The organism is Streptomyces sp. NPDC030222, assembly GCF_055573115.1.
The window spans coordinates 65,987-84,282 of record NZ_JBVICA010000005.1 but is presented as its reverse complement, the minus strand read 5'-3'; the positions used below and the strand labels follow the sequence as shown (position 1 = coordinate 84,282).

General features: G+C 71.5%; 12 protein-coding genes. 3 read left to right on the top strand and 9 right to left on the bottom strand.

All coding sequences use genetic code 11. The features are described 5' to 3' along the window. Positions 1–28: 28 nt before the first annotated feature. Positions 29–2,059 carry a glycogen debranching N-terminal domain-containing protein gene (locus tag ACZ4Z5_RS09195; RefSeq protein ID WP_468258935.1) on the bottom strand — a complete coding sequence of 677 codons (2,031 nt, stop codon included), beginning with the start codon at positions 2,057–2,059 and terminating at the stop codon, positions 29–31. A gap of 375 nt (positions 2,060–2,434) precedes the next feature. Beyond that, entirely contained in the window at positions 2,435–4,273 is a 1,839-nt protein-coding gene (locus tag ACZ4Z5_RS09190) for a DUF4192 family protein (RefSeq protein WP_468258932.1), read from the bottom strand. A 137-nt stretch (positions 4,274–4,410) separates the two neighbouring features. Between ACZ4Z5_RS09190 and ACZ4Z5_RS09185 the strand changes: the two genes are divergently transcribed. Both ACZ4Z5_RS09185 and ACZ4Z5_RS09180 read left to right on the top strand, forming a co-directional pair. Next, positions 4,411–6,582 carry a RecQ family ATP-dependent DNA helicase gene (locus tag ACZ4Z5_RS09185; protein ID WP_468258930.1) on the top strand — a complete coding sequence of 724 codons (2,172 nt, stop codon included), beginning with the start codon at positions 4,411–4,413 and terminating at the stop codon, positions 6,580–6,582. A 212-nt stretch (positions 6,583–6,794) separates the two neighbouring features. Continuing rightward, positions 6,795–7,421, top strand: coding sequence for a hypothetical protein (locus tag ACZ4Z5_RS09180; RefSeq protein ID WP_468258928.1), 627 nt, complete (start codon positions 6,795–6,797; stop codon positions 7,419–7,421). A 166-nt stretch (positions 7,422–7,587) separates the two neighbouring features. Here ACZ4Z5_RS09180 and ACZ4Z5_RS09175 read toward each other — a convergent pair whose 3' ends face one another. From ACZ4Z5_RS09175 to ACZ4Z5_RS09150, 6 genes are all read right to left on the bottom strand, one after another. Further along, positions 7,588–8,193: a hypothetical protein gene (locus tag ACZ4Z5_RS09175; RefSeq protein ID WP_468258926.1), complete on the bottom strand. Its 606-nt coding sequence runs from the start codon at positions 8,191–8,193 to the stop codon at positions 7,588–7,590. 95 nt (positions 8,194–8,288) lie between these two features. Next, complete coding sequence (locus tag ACZ4Z5_RS09170) at positions 8,289–8,990, bottom strand: ribonuclease HII (RefSeq protein WP_468258924.1); 702 nt, start codon at positions 8,988–8,990, stop codon at positions 8,289–8,291. A 722-nt stretch (positions 8,991–9,712) separates the two neighbouring features. Next, positions 9,713–11,266, bottom strand: a complete 1,554-nt coding sequence (locus ACZ4Z5_RS09165; RefSeq protein WP_468258921.1) for a DUF4153 domain-containing protein — start codon at positions 11,264–11,266, stop codon at positions 9,713–9,715. A 439-nt stretch (positions 11,267–11,705) separates the two neighbouring features. Further along, complete coding sequence (locus ACZ4Z5_RS09160) at positions 11,706–12,614, bottom strand: ADP-ribosylglycohydrolase family protein (protein WP_468258918.1); 909 nt, start codon at positions 12,612–12,614, stop codon at positions 11,706–11,708. Positions 12,615–12,640: 26 nt separating this feature from the next. Further along, a complete protein-coding gene (locus ACZ4Z5_RS09155) occupies positions 12,641–13,300 on the bottom strand; it encodes a histidine phosphatase family protein (RefSeq protein WP_468258915.1) in 660 nt (219 codons plus the stop codon). A 158-nt stretch (positions 13,301–13,458) separates the two neighbouring features. Beyond that, positions 13,459–14,064 carry a YdbC family protein gene (locus ACZ4Z5_RS09150; RefSeq protein ID WP_468258913.1) on the bottom strand — a complete coding sequence of 202 codons (606 nt, stop codon included), beginning with the start codon at positions 14,062–14,064 and terminating at the stop codon, positions 13,459–13,461. Positions 14,065–14,247: 183 nt separating this feature from the next. On the opposite strand from ACZ4Z5_RS09150, the gene ACZ4Z5_RS09145 reads away from it, so the two are divergent. Further along, the gene (locus ACZ4Z5_RS09145) at positions 14,248–14,784 is read left to right on the top strand and encodes a TerD family protein (RefSeq protein ID WP_468258911.1); all 537 of its coding nucleotides are present in this window, start codon (positions 14,248–14,250) and stop codon (positions 14,782–14,784) included. 517 nt (positions 14,785–15,301) lie between these two features. On the opposite strand, the gene ACZ4Z5_RS09140 is transcribed toward ACZ4Z5_RS09145, so the two are convergent. Beyond that, positions 15,302–18,211: a vitamin B12-dependent ribonucleotide reductase gene (locus ACZ4Z5_RS09140; RefSeq protein WP_468258908.1), complete on the bottom strand. Its 2,910-nt coding sequence runs from the start codon at positions 18,209–18,211 to the stop codon at positions 15,302–15,304. Between the last annotated feature and the right edge of the window lie 85 nt (positions 18,212–18,296).

Genomic DNA, 18,296 nt, shown 5'->3' with positions numbered 1-18,296 from the left:
AGTTCCGGGTCCTGAAGCGCTTCCACGTTCACCCTCCCAACTGAAGCCCGGCAGCGGCTTCCTCCACCATTGCGAGCCCGAGCCGACTGATCCGGATGGAGAAGGGCTCGTCCGCGACCCTCAGGCCTGTGATCCGAAGGGCACCGAGCGGGGCGGACTGCAGGGGCCGGAGCGCGACGGTCCCCGCCGGGGCGTCGGGGCGGATTCCGGCGAGCGAGACCAACGCGTACGGACCGGCCGCGGCGGCGAGCGCCGCCGGACGGCATGCGACGGGGTGCGGTGATGGCGGGCTTCCTGCCGTCCGCCGGTCGCCGCCGAACATCTCGGGCAGCCGGTGCCCGAAGGCCTCGGCCGCGTCGACCAGTCCTCGGAGCAGGGTGCCGGCTTCCTTCTCGTATCCGGCTGCGGACAGACCGCCCACGGCGAGGGCCGTCTCGTGGACGTGTACGGCGCCGGCGCGGTGCCCGTAGGGGTTGTGTCCCGGCTCTCCGGTACCGAGGCCGCGCAGTCCCCATCCCGAGAACATGGCGGGACCGCAGAGGAGTGCGGCCAGTCGGTCCGTCTGCGTCGCGTCCAGCAGTCCGGGGGCGGTCCGCCCGGCGCCCAGCAGGCCGGTGTCGAGGAGGTGGGCGGCCGCTGCGGTCAGCCGGGGAACGGTCCGGCCGTCCGCGGCGCGGGCGGCCAGCGGCCTTCCGCCGCCGCGGTCGTCGAGCCAGAAGTCCCGGCGGAAGCGCGTGCGTACCGCCAGGGCCCAGGTGCGCAGGGCGTCGGCGCCCGGACGTCCGCAGGCTTCGAGGAGCCCTGCGCCGAGCACGGCTGCCCGGTGGGCGTGTGCCTGGATCTCGGCCCGGAACAGACCTGCCGGTCCGGGATCGGGTACGTACCCGTCGCCTGCGGTCCTGTGCAGCCATCCGAGGCAGCGCTCGGCGACGGGCAGCAGCTCGGCGACGTCCTGATCGGCGAGACCCCACAGCCGCGCCTCGGCCAGCACCGTGGGGAACGCGAGTGTGGCCTCGACACCCGTACACCCCGGGGGGAGATGCGGACCGGCGCCCCGTACCGGTCCGGGAATCCGCCCGGCGTCCGGGCCGGTACCCGTCACCTGTGTGCGGGCCAGGGTGCGCAGGGTCGCGGCGGCCAGGCGAGATCCGAAGGGAAGCGCCATACGTGCTGCCCACAGGGCCTCCGCGGGGGCGGGGACACTGCGCCATGGCACTCCGGCCGCCGGGCACATGTCCCCGGGGCGGCCGGGGTCGCGGAGCAGCAGTGCCCGGAGGTCGTCGAGGCCGGTGCGGAGCAGGGCGCCGACGCGCGGATCGTCGCCCTCCGCCTCGGCTGCCGGCGACGGATGGCTCAGGACGGCCCGGCACTGGGGACGGGCGGGCCGACCCGTGCCGATGCGCAGCTCGATGGTGTGCTCGGCGCCCGGCGGCAGTTCCACCTCCCAGTGCAGCAGGCCGAGGGGGGCCAGTACATCCGCCGGGGGTGGGTGAGCGGTGACCACGACGTGGGCCCGGGACGTGGACCAGCGCAGGCCCGACGCATGGACGGTGGGCCGCAGTTCCGGTGCCGCGCACTTTCCGGCGACGGCGGAGAGGTCGGCGAGGTCCGACCCGAGTGTCACTTCGACGGGCAGCCATACGGTGCGCACCGCCGCGCTGCGCAAGGTGATCCGTTCGATCCCTTCGGCATGACGGAGCCGCTCCACGACGATCTCGGGATCGGGCCCGGCGTCAACGGCCGCCGGCACCACCGCCAGGAACCGCGCACGGTCCGCTGCCAGCAATCCACCCTGCACCGAGATGGGTTCACGGCCCCGGATCCGCAGCCGGCAGCGGGAGAGCAGGCGTCTGCCGTGCTGGTAGAAGCCCTCCAGGCCGTCGCCGGTGAGCTGGCCGTGCTCGGGGGACACGGCGAAGGCGGGGAGCGCGACGCAGATCAGTGCGTCATGGACCGGCGGCGGTTCGAACGTCCGGGCTTGCGGGACCCCTCGTGGCAGGGGCGCCGTACCGAGGGGCGGCCCGGCTCCCATCGGCCGAGGCGGGACGGTTCGAGCCATGGACTGCCTTCTGTTCAGCGCTTCCGACGGATACGCGGTGACGACGGCCCGGACATCGCCGGTCCACCACCGAAGTGAACGCCACCGGGTGCGCCAGGTCACGCCCTTGACGGCCGATCCCACGACTGGCGGTCACCTGCGGTGGCCCGGACGCCGGGGTGCCTCGCCTCGCCCCGGACGCCCGGCCGCCCAACGTGCTCGATCACCGTGCCTGGCGGGCGACGCCCCGGAAGTGGGGCGACGCCGAGCAGAACCTCCTCGCCGGAAGTGGGTGCGGACCCATCGAAGATCGTGCGGAGCCCTCGGGGAACCCGCGGCCGCATCCATGACCACGCGAACCAGGCGCGCGCGTCCATGACCACGCGCACCCGTCGGCTACTGCCCACGCGCACCACCGCCCGGCTGCCGCGCGCTTCCGCGGCGCGACGGTCGCGCTCGGCCTGGTACACGTGCGGTCGCGGGGCGCACGGGTGGTGCGGCGCAGGACCGACTGCGTTCGGCCGGCCGGACCGGCGATTTCCGCAGGGGGTGTCCGCAGGACGAGCGCGGACCGGACGGTGCCTCGGAAGGTGCCCCTTCCTCCAGTGGTGCACGGGTGCCGGAACCACGGTCGGACCCGTTCTCGCCGGCTCCCGGCTCGTCCCGTGTGTTCCGCGACGGGCCCTGTTCCGGCAGGTGCCTGCTCCGGTCGGTCGCCGCTTCGTCATGGCTCCGGTGGTCCGGGCCGTCCTGCTCCCCCTGCGACGGTCCTTCCCCTACCGGCGGAAGCCCACGGCCCGAACCGCCGAGGGTGCACCTGTCCCCCTCGTACCGGATGGCGCCGTCCGGGGCGGTGTCTCCCGGGTGCCGCCCGTTCTCGGGTGCGTCCGCCGAACCGTCGTGGGTACCCCGCCGAGGGACCCCTCCATGAAGGTCCGCCCCGTGCGGGCCGTCCGGCCCACCGCCCTCGCAGCGGCCGTGTTCCCCGCTCTCCGGTGCCGTGTCCCGGCCGGGTCCGCGGCCGGCCCCGAAGACGCTCTCCGGGGCCGGCTCGGAGGCGGGCCGACGGGCTGTTTCCCGGCGGCTCTCGTCCGCCCGGCGGCGCTCTCTCCCGTCGCGCTCGTCGCGAAGGCAGCGCCGCAACTCCTCCGGGTCCAGGCCGCGGCTGCAGGCCTCGTTCAACAACTGCGCGAAGTGGTACCTCGCGTCGACGCGCAGGGCCATGCCGAACGCGATCCTGGCTTCGGCTTCGTCGCCCGTGGACCAGGCGACCCACCCGGCGAGGGTGAGCGGTGCCGCGGCGTGCTCGGCGTAGGAGCGGACGCACCGCCGGGCAAGTGCGCGCCACAGGCGGAGTGCGGGAGCCGCTTCCCGGCCCTCCATCCACTCTGCGGCCCGGTCCCTGGTCACCCGGTCCTGAAGGCCCAGGATCAGGGCCGCGGCCTCGTCGTCCGTAATCAGTGCGTCGTCGGAGACGTCCGCCGCGGCGTCGCCGCGGACCTGCGGCGCGGCGTCCAGGCGGTCCATCAGCGTCCTGGCCAGGGCGAGCGTCTCGGCACCTGTCTCCTTGCGCTGCACATCGCCGAGGATCCGGGGCACCAGCGCGGCCGCGGCGGCATCCAGAGCCCTTTCCTGACCTGCCGAGGCTTCCGTGCCCCCGGCCGTGAGCCGTGCTTCCAGCTCCCGCTGCGAGCCTCTGACCTGCACCCCTGCGAAAGTCGCGGTCGCCGCCATGACCGAGGTGCCCGGGAGGGCGATCGCCGTGCCCTCGTGAGGACAGCAGCGGAGGTCGGAGCAGCAATAGGACCAGAACCGGCCGTCGGAAATACAGAGCGCTTCGAGCACGGGCACGTCGAGGCTGCCGCAGGACGTGCGGAGGCGCTGCGCGAGGGGTCGCAGCCACTCCATGACCTGCCCCGGCGTCTCCCCCGCCACGGGGTCCCGGCAGAGGAAGACGAGGATGCCGTCGGGACGCGGGCCCGCGCGTTCGCTCGTCAGGATCAGGCACTCGGCGAGCTGATCGGCAGCCTGCGGCCACTCGGCCGGTGAGGCGGGGATGCCGAGCCTGAGCCTGCCGCCGAATCGTCCGCGCCTGCCGTGGAGCGCGATCATCACGATCGAGTCGGTGGGGTGGAAGCCCATGACATACGGCAGGGCGTCGGCGAGTTCGGCCGCACCGCGCAGCGTGATCTGGGGCCGCGGGGACGAGTCGATGGGTTCGCGATGCTGGTTCATGCATCGAATGTGCCGCAGACCGCGCAGCCTCCGTCAGGCCTGTGGACAACTTGTCCACAGGTGGGGCGACGGGTTGGTTGTCCACAGGTGGGGCGACGGGTTCGCGTGATGTCGGCGGCATCGGGTTGCATGGGGGTATGAGCAACGCAGCCAACGCAGACCTCCGTGCCTCTGCCGACTCCGTACTGGCCCGCCTCGTCGGTGACGCCTCGGGCACGGCCCGGCTGCGCGAGGACCAGTGGCGTGCCATCGAGGCGCTTGTCGCCGACCGGCGCAGGGCGCTGGTCGTCCAGCGAACCGGGTGGGGGAAGTCCGCGGTGTACTTCGTCGCAACCTCCCTGCTGCGGGAGCGTGGCGGCGGTCCCACGGTGATCGTGTCCCCTCTGCTCGCGCTGATGCGCAATCAGGTGGAGGCCGCCTCCCGGGCCGGCATCCACGCCCGCACCATCAACTCGTCCAACACGGAGGAGTGGGAGACGATCCAGGCCGAGGTCGCCGCGGGCGATGTGGACGTCCTGCTGGTGAGCCCCGAGCGGCTCAACAACCCCGACTTCCGGGACGAGATGCTGCCCCGCCTCGCCGCCGCGACCGGTCTGCTGGTCGTCGACGAGGCGCACTGCATCTCCGACTGGGGCCATGACTTCCGGCCGGACTACCGGCGGCTGCGCACGATGCTCGCCGATCTCCCCGCCGGAGTTCCGGTCCTCGCGACGACCGCGACCGCAAACGCGCGGGTCACGGCGGACGTGGCGGAACAGTTGGGCACCGGTGCCGGTTCCGACGCGCTGGTACTCCGGGGGCCGCTGGACCGGGAGAGTCTGAGTCTCCATGTCCTGCGCCTCCCCGATGCCGCGCACCGGCTCGCCTGGCTGGCGGAACACCTCGGCGAACTGCCCGGCTCTGGGATCATCTACACCCTGACGGTCGCCGCCGCCGAGGAAGTGACGGCTCATCTGCGGCAGTGCGGTCATGTCGTCGCCTCGTACACCGGCCGGACGGAGAACGCGGACCGGCAGCAGGCGGAGGAGGACCTGCTGGCCAACCGGGTCAAGGCGCTGGTGGCCACGTCCGCGCTCGGTATGGGCTTCGACAAGCCCGACCTGGGCTTCGTGGTCCACCTGGGCTCGCCGTCGTCACCCATCGCCTACTACCAGCAGGTGGGCCGGGCGGGCCGCGGCGTGGAGCACGCAGAGGTGCTGCTGCTCCCCGGCAAGGAGGACGAGGCGATCTGGCAGTACTTCGCATCGGTGGCCTTCCCACCGGAGGAACAGGTCCGGCGGACGCTGGACGCCCTGGCCCACGCGGGCCGGCCGCTCTCGCTGCCCGCCCTCGAGCCACTGGTCGAACTGCGGCGCACCCGGCTGGAGACGATGCTCAAGGTGCTCGACGTGGACGGCGCCGTGCGACGCGTGCGCGGCGGCTGGACGAGCACCGGGCAGCCATGGGTGTACGACACGGAGCGGTACGCCTGGGTGGCGAAGCAGCGCGAGGCCGAGCAGCAGGCCATGCGGGACTACGCCGCGGCCACGTCATGCCGGATGGAGTTCCTCCGGCGGCAGTTGGACGACGACGCAGCCGCCCCGTGCGGGCGCTGTGACAACTGTGCGGGAGCCAGGTTCACGGAGTCCGTCTCCGCGGCGGCGCTGGACGCGGCACGCGGAGAACTCGGCAGGCCGGGTGTGGACGTGGAACCCCGCAAGATGTGGCCCACCGGCCTGGCTGCCGTAGGAGTGGACCTCAAGGGCCGTATCCCCCAGAGGGAGCAGGCCTTCCCCGGCCGCGCGCTGGGTCGGCTTTCGGACATCGGCTGGGGCAATCGGCTGCGCCCCATGCTGGCTCCCGGCGCCACCGACGGACCCGTGCCCGACGACGTACTGAAGGCCGTGGTGAACGTGCTGGCGGACTGGGCGAAGGGCCCGGGGGGCTGGGCGTCCGGCGCACCGGACGCCGCGTCCCGTCCGGTCGGCGTCGTGACGGTCGCCTCCCGGACCCGGCCCGGGCTGGTGGGTTCGCTCGGTGCGCGGATCGCGGAGGTGGGCCGCATGCCGCTGCTCGGTTCCGTGGAGTACGCACAGCCCGATGCGGCCGGACAGCTCTCGCACAGCAACAGCGCCCAGAGGGTACGGGGCCTGCATCACTCACTCGTGGTACCGCCCGAACTGGCGTCCGCACTAGCGCAGGCGAGGGGGCCCGTGCTGCTCGTGGACGACTTCGCGGACACCGGCTGGACGCTGGCGGTGGCGACGCGGCTGCTGCGGGGGGCCGGAGCAGAGGGCGTCTTTCCGCTGGTCCTCGCCGTCCAGGGCTGACGGGGCATCGGCGGGGCCACAGTGGGGCAGGGATATGAACGTCATAACCGCCGATTCCAGTCAGCGACGTCATTTGCTCGTTGCCGCGTGCGCGACGGCCCGTAAGAATTGAAGTCGCTCCCCGCGCGGCCTGACGGCGTCCTGTTGGGCTGCCCCGGTGCGGCCCCACTCAACCCTGCCCGCTTCGTGGGCGCGTATGCGAAGGGAGGACCGTGACCTTCGGATTCGCTCCGTCCACAGCCGCGACGGGTTCCGTCGCCGACTCCACCAGCAGGCTGGGCCGGTTGCTCGAACCGGCCGAATGGGCCGCCGCAGGTGTGCCGTTGCTGCGCAACCCCCGCGAGGTGGTGAGCGGTCTGCACTCCCGGCATCGTCCGATACCCACGACCGCCGTGGTCGCCGTCCTCGACCACGAGGAACGGCTCGCGGCGAGTGCCTCGTTCGTGCGCCGCTCCGCCCCGGCGGACGGGTGGGAGTTCCGCAACGCGCTGCTGGCCCAGCTGCGCCGGGTGATCCCGCACGACCTGCGGCGGCGGGTACCGGTACGCACCGCGGTGCTGCTCTACTGCCGTGAGGGCGACGAGCGGTGGACCGAGGAGGACGGGGCCTGGATGTGGGGGCTGCGCGACGCCTGCACGCTGCACGGGCTGCGCTGCGGCGCGTACATCACGCTGACCGCGGGCGGCTGGCAGGTGCTCGGCGAGGGCCGCGGCGGACGTAGCCCGAGTTCGGTGTCCCGCCCCGCGGCGCTCGCGGACCTGGCCGCCGACGCCGATCCCGGACGGCTGCGCGCAGGGGGCGCCGCCATGGAGCTCCTGCGGCGCACCGCGGCCCGCTGAGGCCGTCCACCGAAGGCCGGTGACCGGTGGCGACCCCGAACGGCATGTCCACGGGACGGCGCAGGGCGCGCGCCCATGGCCACGAGGCAGAGCGGTGCCGGACGCATAACCGCCCGGCGGGCCTGGAAGGCCGCCGGGCAGCCGGGGTTCCCGGGTGCGGGTCCGGTCAGCGGCCGGTGCCCAGCACTTCGTCGATCTGCTTCGGGTCGCCGCAGACGACGAGCAGGGCATTCGCCCGCTGCAGGGCCTGGGGCATGGCCCGGGCCACGACGTCGTCGGCGGCACCGTTGACGGCCACCACGACGACCGGCCGGGCCACCGCACGCTCGATGACGGCCACGTCCGCGTAGAACACGTCGTCGCGGGCGTCATGCTGGGCCCAGTAAGCGTTCTCACCGAAGGACAGCTCGTGCGCCGCCCAGGGGTGCTGCTCACCCGTGGTCAGGACCAGGATGTCGCCGGGCGCGCGCCCGGAGTCGAGCAGCAGATCGACCGCTTCCTCGGCGGCGTCGAGCGCTCCCTCCACAGAGGCGGGGATGAGCTGGATCTGCGGCACGGAACGATTCTCCGGCTTCGGCTGCACGGCAGTACCGTGCGCGCGCTGCGCGGGAGGCGCGGGCCGGGCAGGTCCCGGGCGTCCGGGGCGCGGCGCCGCTGCGGTACGCGGACCGGGTACGGGGCGAGGGGTCGGCGTGGTGCGGCCGGCGGCCGGAGCGACGCGGGGACCCTGGGCACTCTCGTGAATCTGAGGCTCCTCGGGGATGAGAGGCATGGGTGGATGTCTATCAAATGCCGCTGTTGCAGGCATCAGCGGGGTGGGCACATGAGTGCGATCTGGACGAGTTCGCCCCGCTCATCGGGGCGGATTCAGAAGTCGAAGCCGAGTTGGCCCCCGCTCTCCAATGCTTCCGCCCCCGCCGGGACACGAATCTTCTTCAAGTGCCGCCACTGGGGCAGCGCGTCGAGATACGCCCAGGAGAGCCGATGGTACGGGGTGGGCCCCCACTCCTGAAGGGCGGCCTTGTGCGTGGGCGACGGGTAGCCGGCGTTGGCGGCGAAGTCGAACGCCCCCCATTGCTCGCCGAGTTCGGCCATCATCCCGTCCCTGGTCACCTTGGCGATGACCGAGGCGGCGGAGACCGCGACACAGGACTGGTCACCCTTGATCACGGTACGGACCCGCCACGGAAGCCCGAGATAGTCGTGCTTCCCGTCAAGGATCACCGCGTCCGGGCACACCGGAAGCGCTTCCAGGGCGCGCACCGCGGCGAGCCGCAGGGCGGCGGTCATCCCCAGCTCGTCGATCTCCTCGGGGGAGGCGTGGCCGAGCGCGTGCGCCGTGACCCACTGCTGGAGTTCCCCCGCGAGCTCGAGACGCCGCTTGGGAGTGAGCAGCTTCGAGTCGGTGAGACCGACGGGAGGGCGGCGCAGTCCGGTGACCGCCGCGCATACCGTGACAGGACCGGCCCACGCCCCTCGTCCGACCTCGTCGACACCGGCAATGATCTTGGCTCCGGTGGTGGCGCGTATCGAGCGCTCAACGCTGTGGGTGGGTGGTTTGTACGGCATGGCGCCAGACAGGTTACGCCGCTCGACCGGCCCAGGAACACCCCGGTATCCGGACCGGCACCCGGACCGTTGCGGTCACACCCCGGTGGACACGGCCGGGCGGGCAGGAAGCGGAATCCCCTGCCGTCGAGCGGCGCCGGCAGCGGCACCGCGACATGATCGATCAGCAGTGCGGTCACACCACACGTCATTCACTCTCGCACACCTGCGATCGATACACCCTCACGCCCGACCCAAGGGACCCCACCGGGAGGACCCCGACGATGGAGGGCACGACACCCCTGTAATTCCACGGTGCATGACATTCACGATCACACACGATGATGATTCGATCACCTACGAGAGGGGTCACCGCCGGAACCCTGGACAGTCAGTCCGTTGCATTCGCGAAGATCACATCCCGGCGCGAACCCGAAACGCCCGCGCATCGCGTCCTTCGGGCGTCGACAGAGGGCGGAGTGCACCCCGCATACGGAACCTCGGCCGCTCTCCGCGCCGCGAGCGCCGAGGGCGGCCTCGAAGGCATCCGAAACAAAGATCCTCCACCGCGAGGCCCTCTCCCGCTCCTGCCTCTGCCCCTGCCTCTGCCTCTGCCTCTGCCTCTGCCTCTGCCTCTGCCTCTGCCTCTGCACCCTCCGCCGCGTCGACGGCCATGTCGAGAAGCAACTGATGGTCGAGGGCATCATGGTGACGACGTCTCAGCCGCACGCCTGACGCAGCTCCTAGGGCTCCAGGAGACCCTCCTCGTACCTGCCCCCGTCCTCCGCGATCCCGGCGCAGCTTTCCTGCACCAGAACCACCTGACGCTCGCGAAGGAGGTCCCGGGCCCGCGCCTCACTCAGGCTCATGGCGAACCACGGCTCGTCCTCCGCTTCGAGATTCTCGGCGATGTCCCTCAGGGCACAGGAACGCAACGGCTCGGGCAGCCGGTCCAGCTCGGGGACGGCATCGGCCGACAGGCTCCGGTGGTACCTCAGGTCGATCGTCCCGGTGGCTCGGTAACGCTCAAGATTCTGTTCCGCCACGAGACCGTCCGGGGACAGCAGTCCGAACGTCAGGACCGCGACGGCCGCACTGCCCGCCACGGCACGCGGGAGCCAGCGCGTGCCCCATACGCCCGCCGCCAGGATCAGGACGATCACCGCCCCCAGCCAGATCTCCATCGCGGTCACGGAGACCCGCAGCCGCGTCAGCCCGTAGGCATCGACGTACAGATCCATGCGTCGCAGCGCCGACGCCACCACGACCAGCGTCAGCACGCACAGCGTTCCCAGCACGCCGCGCACGAGCAGTTCGTCGGAGCGCGTGCCGCGTGGGGCACGGCGCAGGGCGACGGCGATCACGACGAGGGTGAGCAGGGTCGCCCACAGCAGTTGCCAGAACCCCTGCCGCGCGTACTCGGCGTACGTCAGGCCCGTCTCCTCCAGCACCGCGTCGTACCCGCCCAGGAGCACGGCGAGCTGGACGGCGTGGAACGTCGCGAACAGCACGTTGAGCACGATCAGCGGAAGGGCCCACTCGACCCGGCCGCGGGCCCGGCCGGGTCGTACGACGAGCCGGTCCCAGCGGGCCGGTGCCGCTGCCGTCCGGGCGGCGGCCAGGGTTCCGACCAGGCCCACCATGAAGAGGAGGAACCTCCAGGGGCCGTCGACGATCGAGATCTCGGGAACCAGGGCGTCGAGCAGATCCGCGAAGGCCGCGTCCGCACCGGCGAACAGCGCACCGAACACCACCAGGAGGAGCACCGCGACACCTGTCGTCCGCAGCACCGGTCCCCATCGGCGGTCGGATCCCCGCATATGGTCCCGCGCACCCTGCCATGCCCAGACGGGGCCGGTGCCCACCGCGCCCAGCAGGCCCACGGGGCCCATCAGCACCCCGGGCCACGTGCGGCCCCCGTGCAGCGCGAGCGAGCCGAGCGCCAGGGCGGACACGACGGCGAGGAAGGTCGGCCAGCCCGCGTCATGGAGGGCAGGTACGGCGAGCATGGCCAGGCCGCCCGCCGCCCACACGGCCGTCCAGGGACGGAGGCGGCGCCCGGACGCCCTCGCGGCCGACCAGGCCGCGACGGCCGCGGGTATCGCGACCATGAGGAGATTGAGCCCGACTCCCTCGCCGAGCAGCAGCGCGCTCAGGACCGCGGCCGCGAGCGCCGTCCACAGGATCGCCGGCCGGGCCGGGGGCGGTGGATCGGCGCGGATGTCGGTGATCCACTTCGGCGGTGCCGGGGGCTGCTGGTGCCAGCCGGGAGGAGTGGGTCTCGCCGCCCGGGGCATCGGCGCGGGTGCCCACGGCGACCCGGTGGAAGCCTCCGTCCGTACCTGTCCGGGAACGTCCGCCTCGGGTGACCGCCTGGAGGAGCCCGTGGCCACCGGTGGTCCGGACTCCCCCGTCACCGGCGGCGGCCCGGACGGAGGCGCTGCCGCCGGCGTCTCGGACGGGACCGCGGGTCCGCCGGACGGTGTCGGCTCCGGTGCCTGCGGTGCTGTCGGTGTCTCGCTCACTGGGCCCTCCCCCGCGGGCCGTCGGCCGGGTGCGGCGGACCGCACGGCGGAGAGGCCCGTCGTCTCGCAGCGCAGCCTCGATGATCACGAGGGCTGTGTGGCCGAGGCTACGGCGGGACGGCGCGCGGCACGAGAAGGGTGCCGGGATGTGTCAGGACCGTGACAATCAGCGGCAGGCGTCGGCGCGGCCGTGGCGGCGAACCGCGCCGGTTCAGCCGGTCGCCGGCGTGATCCAGTCGGGTAGTGCCTCCGTCCGGGCCAGCCACTCCTCCGGCGGACTGCCGCCGACACCGGCGGCGACGACGCCGCCGACGATCGCGCACGTCGTGTCCACGTCGCCGCCGACCTGCGCGGTGGTCCAGAAGCCCCGCTCGAAGTCACCGAGTGCCCTGGCCGCCGACCAGAGGGCGAACGGTACCGTGTCGTGCGCGCTCGTCCGGCGCCCGCAGCCGAGCACCGCCGCGACGGTCGCGGCGTCGTCGTAGTCGAGCATGTCCCGGGCTCGGCGCAGTCCGGCTCCGACGGCGCTGCGCGGGACGAGCGCGATCACGCCGTCGAGGAGTTCCTCCGGTCCGGGCGGCCCGTCCGGCGAGGCCACGAGGGCGGCGGCCGCTGCCACGGCCATGCTGCCCACGACGGCCTCGCGGTGCTGATGGGTGGGGTAGGCGGAGATCTCGGCCTGGTGGGTGGCCTGTTCGGGGTCGTCCGCGTACCAGGCGCCGAGCGGTGGTATCCGCATCGCGGCGCCGTTGCCCCAGGAGCCCTGTCCCTGGAAGAGCGCGGCGGCGAGCTCGCGCCAGTCGCCGCCCTCGCGGATCAGCCGGAGCATGCGGTTCACGGCCGGGCCGTAGCCGCGGTCGAAGTCATGGTGGTCGGCGAAGGAGCGGGCGAGTGCGTCCTGGTCGATGCGGTGGTGCCGGGCCAGCACAGCGAGCACCGAGCTGGCCATCTCGGTGTCGTCGGTCCACTGCCAGGGACCGGCGGGCACGCTGCGCGCCTTCAGCAGGGAGTAGTTGGAGGGTACGAAGTACTGGGAGCCCAGAGCGTCTCCCACGGACAGCCCGCGCAGGCTGGCCAGAGCGCGGTCGAAGCGCCGGTCGGGGGTGGAGTCAGCGGTCATCGCGCAGCCACTCTATCCGGTGACCCTCATTCGGTGAGCTCGGAAGCTTCCGGTTTTTTCCAGCGCTCGAACGGCCGGTCGAGGACGTAGCGCCCGTCGGAGCCGAGCAGCAGGATGCGCGTCTCGCCGTTCCCGGGGTTGGCCAGGCACTCGAACTCGGCGACCGTCCAGTGGAACCAGCGCATGCAGAACAGCCTCATGGTCAGGCCGTGTGTCACGAGCAGGACGTTCGGAGGGTGGTCGGGCGCGTCGAAGCTGCGGTGGAGGCTCTCCAGGAACGCCCCCACCCTGTCGTACACGTCGGCGCCCGACTCTCCCTGGGCGAAGCGGTAGAAGAAGTGGCCGTAGGCGTCGCGGTATGCCTTCTGACGCCGGACGTCCTCCCGGTCCTGCCAGTTTCCCCAGTCCTGCTCGCGCAGCCGTGGCTCTTCCCTGACCCGCACCAGCGAGGGGTCGAGGCCGAGGGCGCCGAATGTCTGGTGGGTCCTGCGGTACGGCGACACATAGACGCTGACCCGTTCCCGGCCGAAGAGCTCCCGCAGCCGGACACCGGTCTCCCGGGCCTGGCGCCATCCGGCGGCCGTGAGCGGAAGGGCGTGATCCGGCACCCGCTCGTACACGGAGTCGTCGATGTTGCCCACCGACTCGCCGTGTCGCATGACGACGATGCGCCGTGGTCTTGCCATGGTCAAACCGTAGTTCGGGGACGAGCCGACGGGACAGCCGGCCTCCGGGGCCGCCCCGGCGGCCGGCCCCCACTCCGCAGGACGGTCCTTACGGGACAGCGGTCCGCACGGCGCACCACGGGCGGCCCGGACCGGAGCGAACCGGGCGCCGGAGGCGATCACACCGTCCAGGCGGCCTCAAGATCCACCACGGCACCGCTCAGCGCGGCTATGTCCGCCGCCGTCTGCGCGCGCAGCGACAGTCGCTCCACCCGTTCGGTGCGGTACTTGCCGTGCTCGGCCGCCGACTGCCACATGGACAGCACCAGGAACTCGTCGCCCGGGGCCTCGCCGAACACCCCGCGTACCATGCCCGGCGACCCTGCCATGGCCGGGTTCCACACCTTCTCCTGCATCAGCGCGAAATGCTCGCTGCGCTCCGGGCGTACGGTGCAGTGCGCCACCCTCACCACGTCGGCGTCGGTGAACCGAGGCTCGAAGCCGGTCTTCACATCGAACCGGTAGTCGAACAGCTTGACCTGTATGTTCCGGTACGTGCCCGACTGTGCGGCGGCGAGCCGGTCGTGGGAGCGTGCCATGAACGAGTCATAGAAGGCCCGGCTCTCCCAGAAGGCGAAAACATGGGCCACCTCCGGCCGTTCCCGGCTCCATCCGCCGCCCTGCCCCCGGAATCCCGGTTCGCCCAGCAGCCCCGCCCACTTCCGCTGCCCCCGTTCGAAACCACGACGGTCCACCACGGTGCAGCGAGTCCACTTGACCAGCACCGCGCCATCGTACGGCGCCGGGGGTGATCTCGGTCATGGTCGCGCGGAGTGCACCCCCGCCGTGCCTCCGGACGCCGGTGCGACCGCCCCGGAGCGCCGCACGAGGAGTTGTCCACAGGCCGGACACCGTCCGCATCGGTGCCGTTACGATCGCGGTCGGACAGTTCGAGGAAGGGGAGTCCGGTGAGCAGTCTGCGCAAGGGGATCGGAAAGGCCGAGGTCACCCTCAAATGGGACCCCAGCCCGTCCGGGGCACCGGTCAATGATCTCGACATCGTCGCCGCGACGTACTCCGGGGAGGACCCCTACGGCACACCGTCGTACGTGGTCCACTTCGCCAGCCGGTCGCCCGACGGCACCATCACCCTCACCCGGGACAGCAGGACCGGCCAGGGCTTCGGAGTCGACGAGGCCATGACCCTGGAACTCGACAGGCTCGCGCCGTCGTACCGGCGTGTGGTCGTGGGCGTGGCGATCCAGCAGCGTGCGGGGCGCAGGACGTTCGGGGACGTACCGAGCGCCGCGGTGCGCATCCTCGAGGGCTACACGGAGCTGGCCGCCACCGGCTTCGCGGCGGTAGCCGGCTCCACCGCTGCGACGATCGCCGAATTCGTCCGCACCGATTCCGGCGAATGGCAGCTGCGTCCCGTCCTCAAGGGATTCGACGTCGACACGGCTTCGTTCACCGACGTGATGGGGGCCCTGCCGGCCGGCAGCTGAACGGGGTGTGTCCGGGTCGGGCACGCTCGTGGGCCCGTCCGGACCGTCCGGGCAGGCTCAGGTCCGTCCGGAACGAACCGCCCCACGCGCGCATCTGTCCGGCCGCATCGGCCGCAGCGCCTCGCCCGCGGTGCCTCAAGCAGACGTCACCGCGGGCGGTGGAGCCGGTTCCCCGGCCCCACCGCCCGACGGCGGAGGTCACGCCCTCGCCCGCCCCGCGATGCCGGCGCAGGGTGGATGCTCCTGGTGTGCGCCGTTCCTCACCGGATCGCGGCCGGTCGGCGAACGCCGGCAGCCGGCGGCCCGACGCCGTCTCTACGAGCCGGACGATCCCGGGATCCCTGACCGCGAGGGCGTTCCCTGCCACCTCGCACCAGTCATCACGCTTGAGAAGTGCCGGGCCGGTCGCAGGTACGACGAGGGGGACCGGCCCATGGCCGGTCCCCCTCGTGAGCTGCTGGTCAGCTATGCCTGCGGGCTACCACGGATGGTGCGTCCGACGCCATTCCGCCCGGTATCAGCTGCAGCCGCTGGTGGAGCCGCAGCCCTCGCAGATGTAGCAGCTGCCCGCCCGCTGCATCTTCGTCCCGCAGGAGAAGCACAGCGGCGCGTCCGCGCTGATGCCGAGCTGCATCTCGACCAGTTCGGCCGAGGTGTGCGCCTGCTTCGGCACGGACTTCTCGGCCTCCGCGGGGGCCTTGGGCGTGGCGACGGCCTTCAGGGGCTCGGTCTGCCGCGGAGCGGACTGGGCGAGTCCCTCGACGTCCATCTCCTCCTCGGCCGGTTCGTAGGAGCCGGTCTCGAGGTGGCGCTGACGCTCCTCGGCGGAGTGGATGCCGAGCGCCGAGCGGGTCTCGAAGGGCAGGAAGTCCAGGGCCAGGCGGCGGAAGATGTAGTCGACGATCGACTGGGCCATCCGCACGTCCGGGTCGTCGGTCATACCGGCCGGCTCGAAGCGCATGTTGGTGAACTTCGAGACATACGTCTCCAGCGGGACGCCGTACTGGAGACCGACCGAGACGGCGATGGAGAAGGCGTCCATCATGCCCGCGAGGGTCGAGCCCTGCTTGGACATCTTGAGGAACACCTCGCCGAGGCCGTCGTCCGGGTACGAGTTCGCCGTCATGTAGCCCTCGGCTCCGCCCACCGTGAAGGAGGTGGTGATGCCGGGGCGGCCCTTCGGGAGGCGCTTGCGGACCGGACGGTACTCGACGACCTTCTCGACCGCGGTGCGGATGGTCTCCTCGGCCTTCTCGGCGATCTCGGCCTTCTTCTCCTCCTCCTTCTTCTTGGCGGAGAGGGGCTGGCCGACCTTGCAGTTGTCGCGGTAGATGGCGAGCGCCTTGACGCCCATCTTCCAGGCCTCGAAGTAGATCTCCTCGACCTCTTCGACGGTGGCGGACTCGGGCATGTTGACGGTCTTGGAGAGCGCACCCGAAATCCACGGCTGGATCGCGGCCATCATGCGCACGTGGCCCATCGGGGAGATGGTTCGCTCGCCCATGGCGCAGTCGAAGACCTCGTAGTGCTCGTGCTTCAGACCGGGCGCGTCGATCACGTTTCCGTGCTCGGAGATGTGGGCGACGATGGCCTCGATCTGCTCCTCCTGGTAGCCCAGGCGGCGCAGTGCCTGCGGCACGGTGCCGTTGACGATCTGCATCGAGCCGCCGCCGACCAGCTTCTTGAACTTGACCAGCGCCAGGTCGGGCTCCAGGCCGGTCGTGTCGCAGGACATGGCGAGGCCGATGGTGCCGGTCGGGGCGATCACGGACGCCTGGGAGTTGCGGTATCCGTTCTTGGCGCCGAGGCGGATCACGTCCTGCCAGGCCTCGGTGGCGGCGGCCCAGATCGGGGTGTCCAGGTCGTCCATGCGCACCGCGACGCCGTTGGCGTCGGCGTGCTGCTTCATCACGCGCTGGTGCGCCTCGGCGTTGCGGGCGTAGCCGTCGTACGGCCCGACGACGGCGGCGAGCTCGGCGGAGCGCTTGTACGAGGTGCCGGTCATCAGCGAAGTGATGGCACCGGCGAGGGCACGGCCGCCCTCCGAGTCGTAGGCGTGGCCGGTGGCCATGAGCAGGGCGCCCAGGTTGGCGTAGCCGATGCCGAGCTGGCGGAAGGCGCGGGTGTTCTCACCGATCTTCCGGGTCGGGAAGTCGGCGAAGCTGATGGAGATGTCCATGGCCGTGATGACCAGCTCGACGACCTGGGCGAAGCGCTCGACGTCGAAGGACTGGCTGCCCCGGCCGTCGTCCTTCAGGAACTTCATCAGGTTCAGCGAGGCGAGGTTGCAGGACGTGTTGTCCAGGTGCATGTACTCGCTGCACGGGTTCGAGCCGTTGATGCGGCCGGACTCGGGGCAGGTGTGCCAGTGGTTGATCGTGTCGTCGTACTGGATGCCCGGGTCGGCACAGGCCCAGGCGGCCTCGGCCATCTTGCGGAAGAGGGCCTTGGCGTCGACCTCCTCGATGACCTCGCCGGTCATACGGGCACGCAGGCCGAACTTCCCGCCGGTCTCGACGGCCTTCATGAACTCGTCGTTGACACGGACGGAGTTGTTGGCGTTCTGGTACTGGACGGACGTGATGTCGTCGCCGCCCAGGTCCATGTCGAAGCCCGCGTCGCGGAGGGCGCGGATCTTCTCCTCTTCCTTCACCTTGGTCTCGATGAAGTCCTCGATGTCGGGATGGTCGACATCGAGGATGACCATCTTGGCGGCGCGGCGGGTGGCACCGCCCGACTTGATCGTTCCTGCGGACGCGTCCGCACCGCGCATGAAGGAGACCGGTCCGGAGGCGTTGCCGCCGGAGGACAGCAGCTCCTTGGAGGAGCGGATACGGGAGAGGTTCAGGCCGGCGCCGGAGCCGCCCTTGAAGATCATGCCCTCTTCCTTGTACCAGTCGAGGATCGACTCCATGGAGTCGTCGACGGACAGGATGAAGCAGGCGGAGACCTGCTGGGGCTGCGGCGTGCCGACGTTGAACCAGACCGGGGAGTTGAAGCTGAAGATCTGGTGCAGGAGGGCGTAGGCCAGCTCGTGCTCGAAGATCTCGGCGTCGGCGGGCGAGGCGAAGTAGCCGTGGTCCTCGCCGGCCTTGCGGTAGGTCTTCACGATGCGGTCGATCAGCTGCTTCAGACCGGTCTCGCGCTGGGGCGTGCCGACGGCACCGCGGAAGTACTTGCTGGTGACGATGTTGACCGCGTTCACGGACCAGAAGTCGGGGAACTCGACGCCGCGCTGCTCGAAGTTGACCGAGCCGTCGCGCCAGTTGGTCATGACGACGTCCCGGCGCTCCCACGTGACCTCGTCGTACGGATGCACGCCGGGGGTGGTGTGGATGCGCTCGATGCGCAAACCCTGCCGGGCCGCTGCGGCCTTGGATCCCTTGGAGCGGGAGCCTCGTGCCGGGCCGCTCGTCGTCTCTGTCATGCCGCCTCCCATATACGGGCAAAAACGCCCTGAAGTGCCCATTTCTTCCCGGGCACCCTGTTTCTGTCTGTTGTCGTGGACGCCG

Bases quoted from the DNA above. Each gene is read 5' to 3' on its own strand.
- ACZ4Z5_RS09155 (WP_468258915.1), bottom strand. From the start codon at position 13,300: ATGGCAAGACCACGGCGCATCGTCGTCATGCGACACGGCGAGTCGGTG.
- ACZ4Z5_RS09160 (WP_468258918.1), bottom strand. From the start codon at position 12,614: ATGACCGCTGACTCCACCCCCGACCGGCGCTTCGACCGCGCTCTGGCC.
- ACZ4Z5_RS09165 (WP_468258921.1), bottom strand. From the start codon at position 11,266: ATGCCCCGGGCGGCGAGACCCACTCCTCCCGGCTGGCACCAGCAGCCC.
- ACZ4Z5_RS09195 (WP_468258935.1), bottom strand. From the start codon at position 2,059: ATGGCTCGAACCGTCCCGCCTCGGCCGATGGGAGCCGGGCCGCCCCTC.
- ACZ4Z5_RS09140 (WP_468258908.1), bottom strand. From the start codon at position 18,211: ATGACAGAGACGACGAGCGGCCCGGCACGAGGCTCCCGCTCCAAGGGA.
- ACZ4Z5_RS09185 (WP_468258930.1), top strand. From the start codon at position 4,411: ATGAGCAACGCAGCCAACGCAGACCTCCGTGCCTCTGCCGACTCCGTA.
- ACZ4Z5_RS09190 (WP_468258932.1), bottom strand. From the start codon at position 4,273: ATGAACCAGCATCGCGAACCCATCGACTCGTCCCCGCGGCCCCAGATC.
- ACZ4Z5_RS09175 (WP_468258926.1), bottom strand. From the start codon at position 8,193: ATGCCTCTCATCCCCGAGGAGCCTCAGATTCACGAGAGTGCCCAGGGT.
- ACZ4Z5_RS09170 (WP_468258924.1), bottom strand. From the start codon at position 8,990: ATGCCGTACAAACCACCCACCCACAGCGTTGAGCGCTCGATACGCGCC.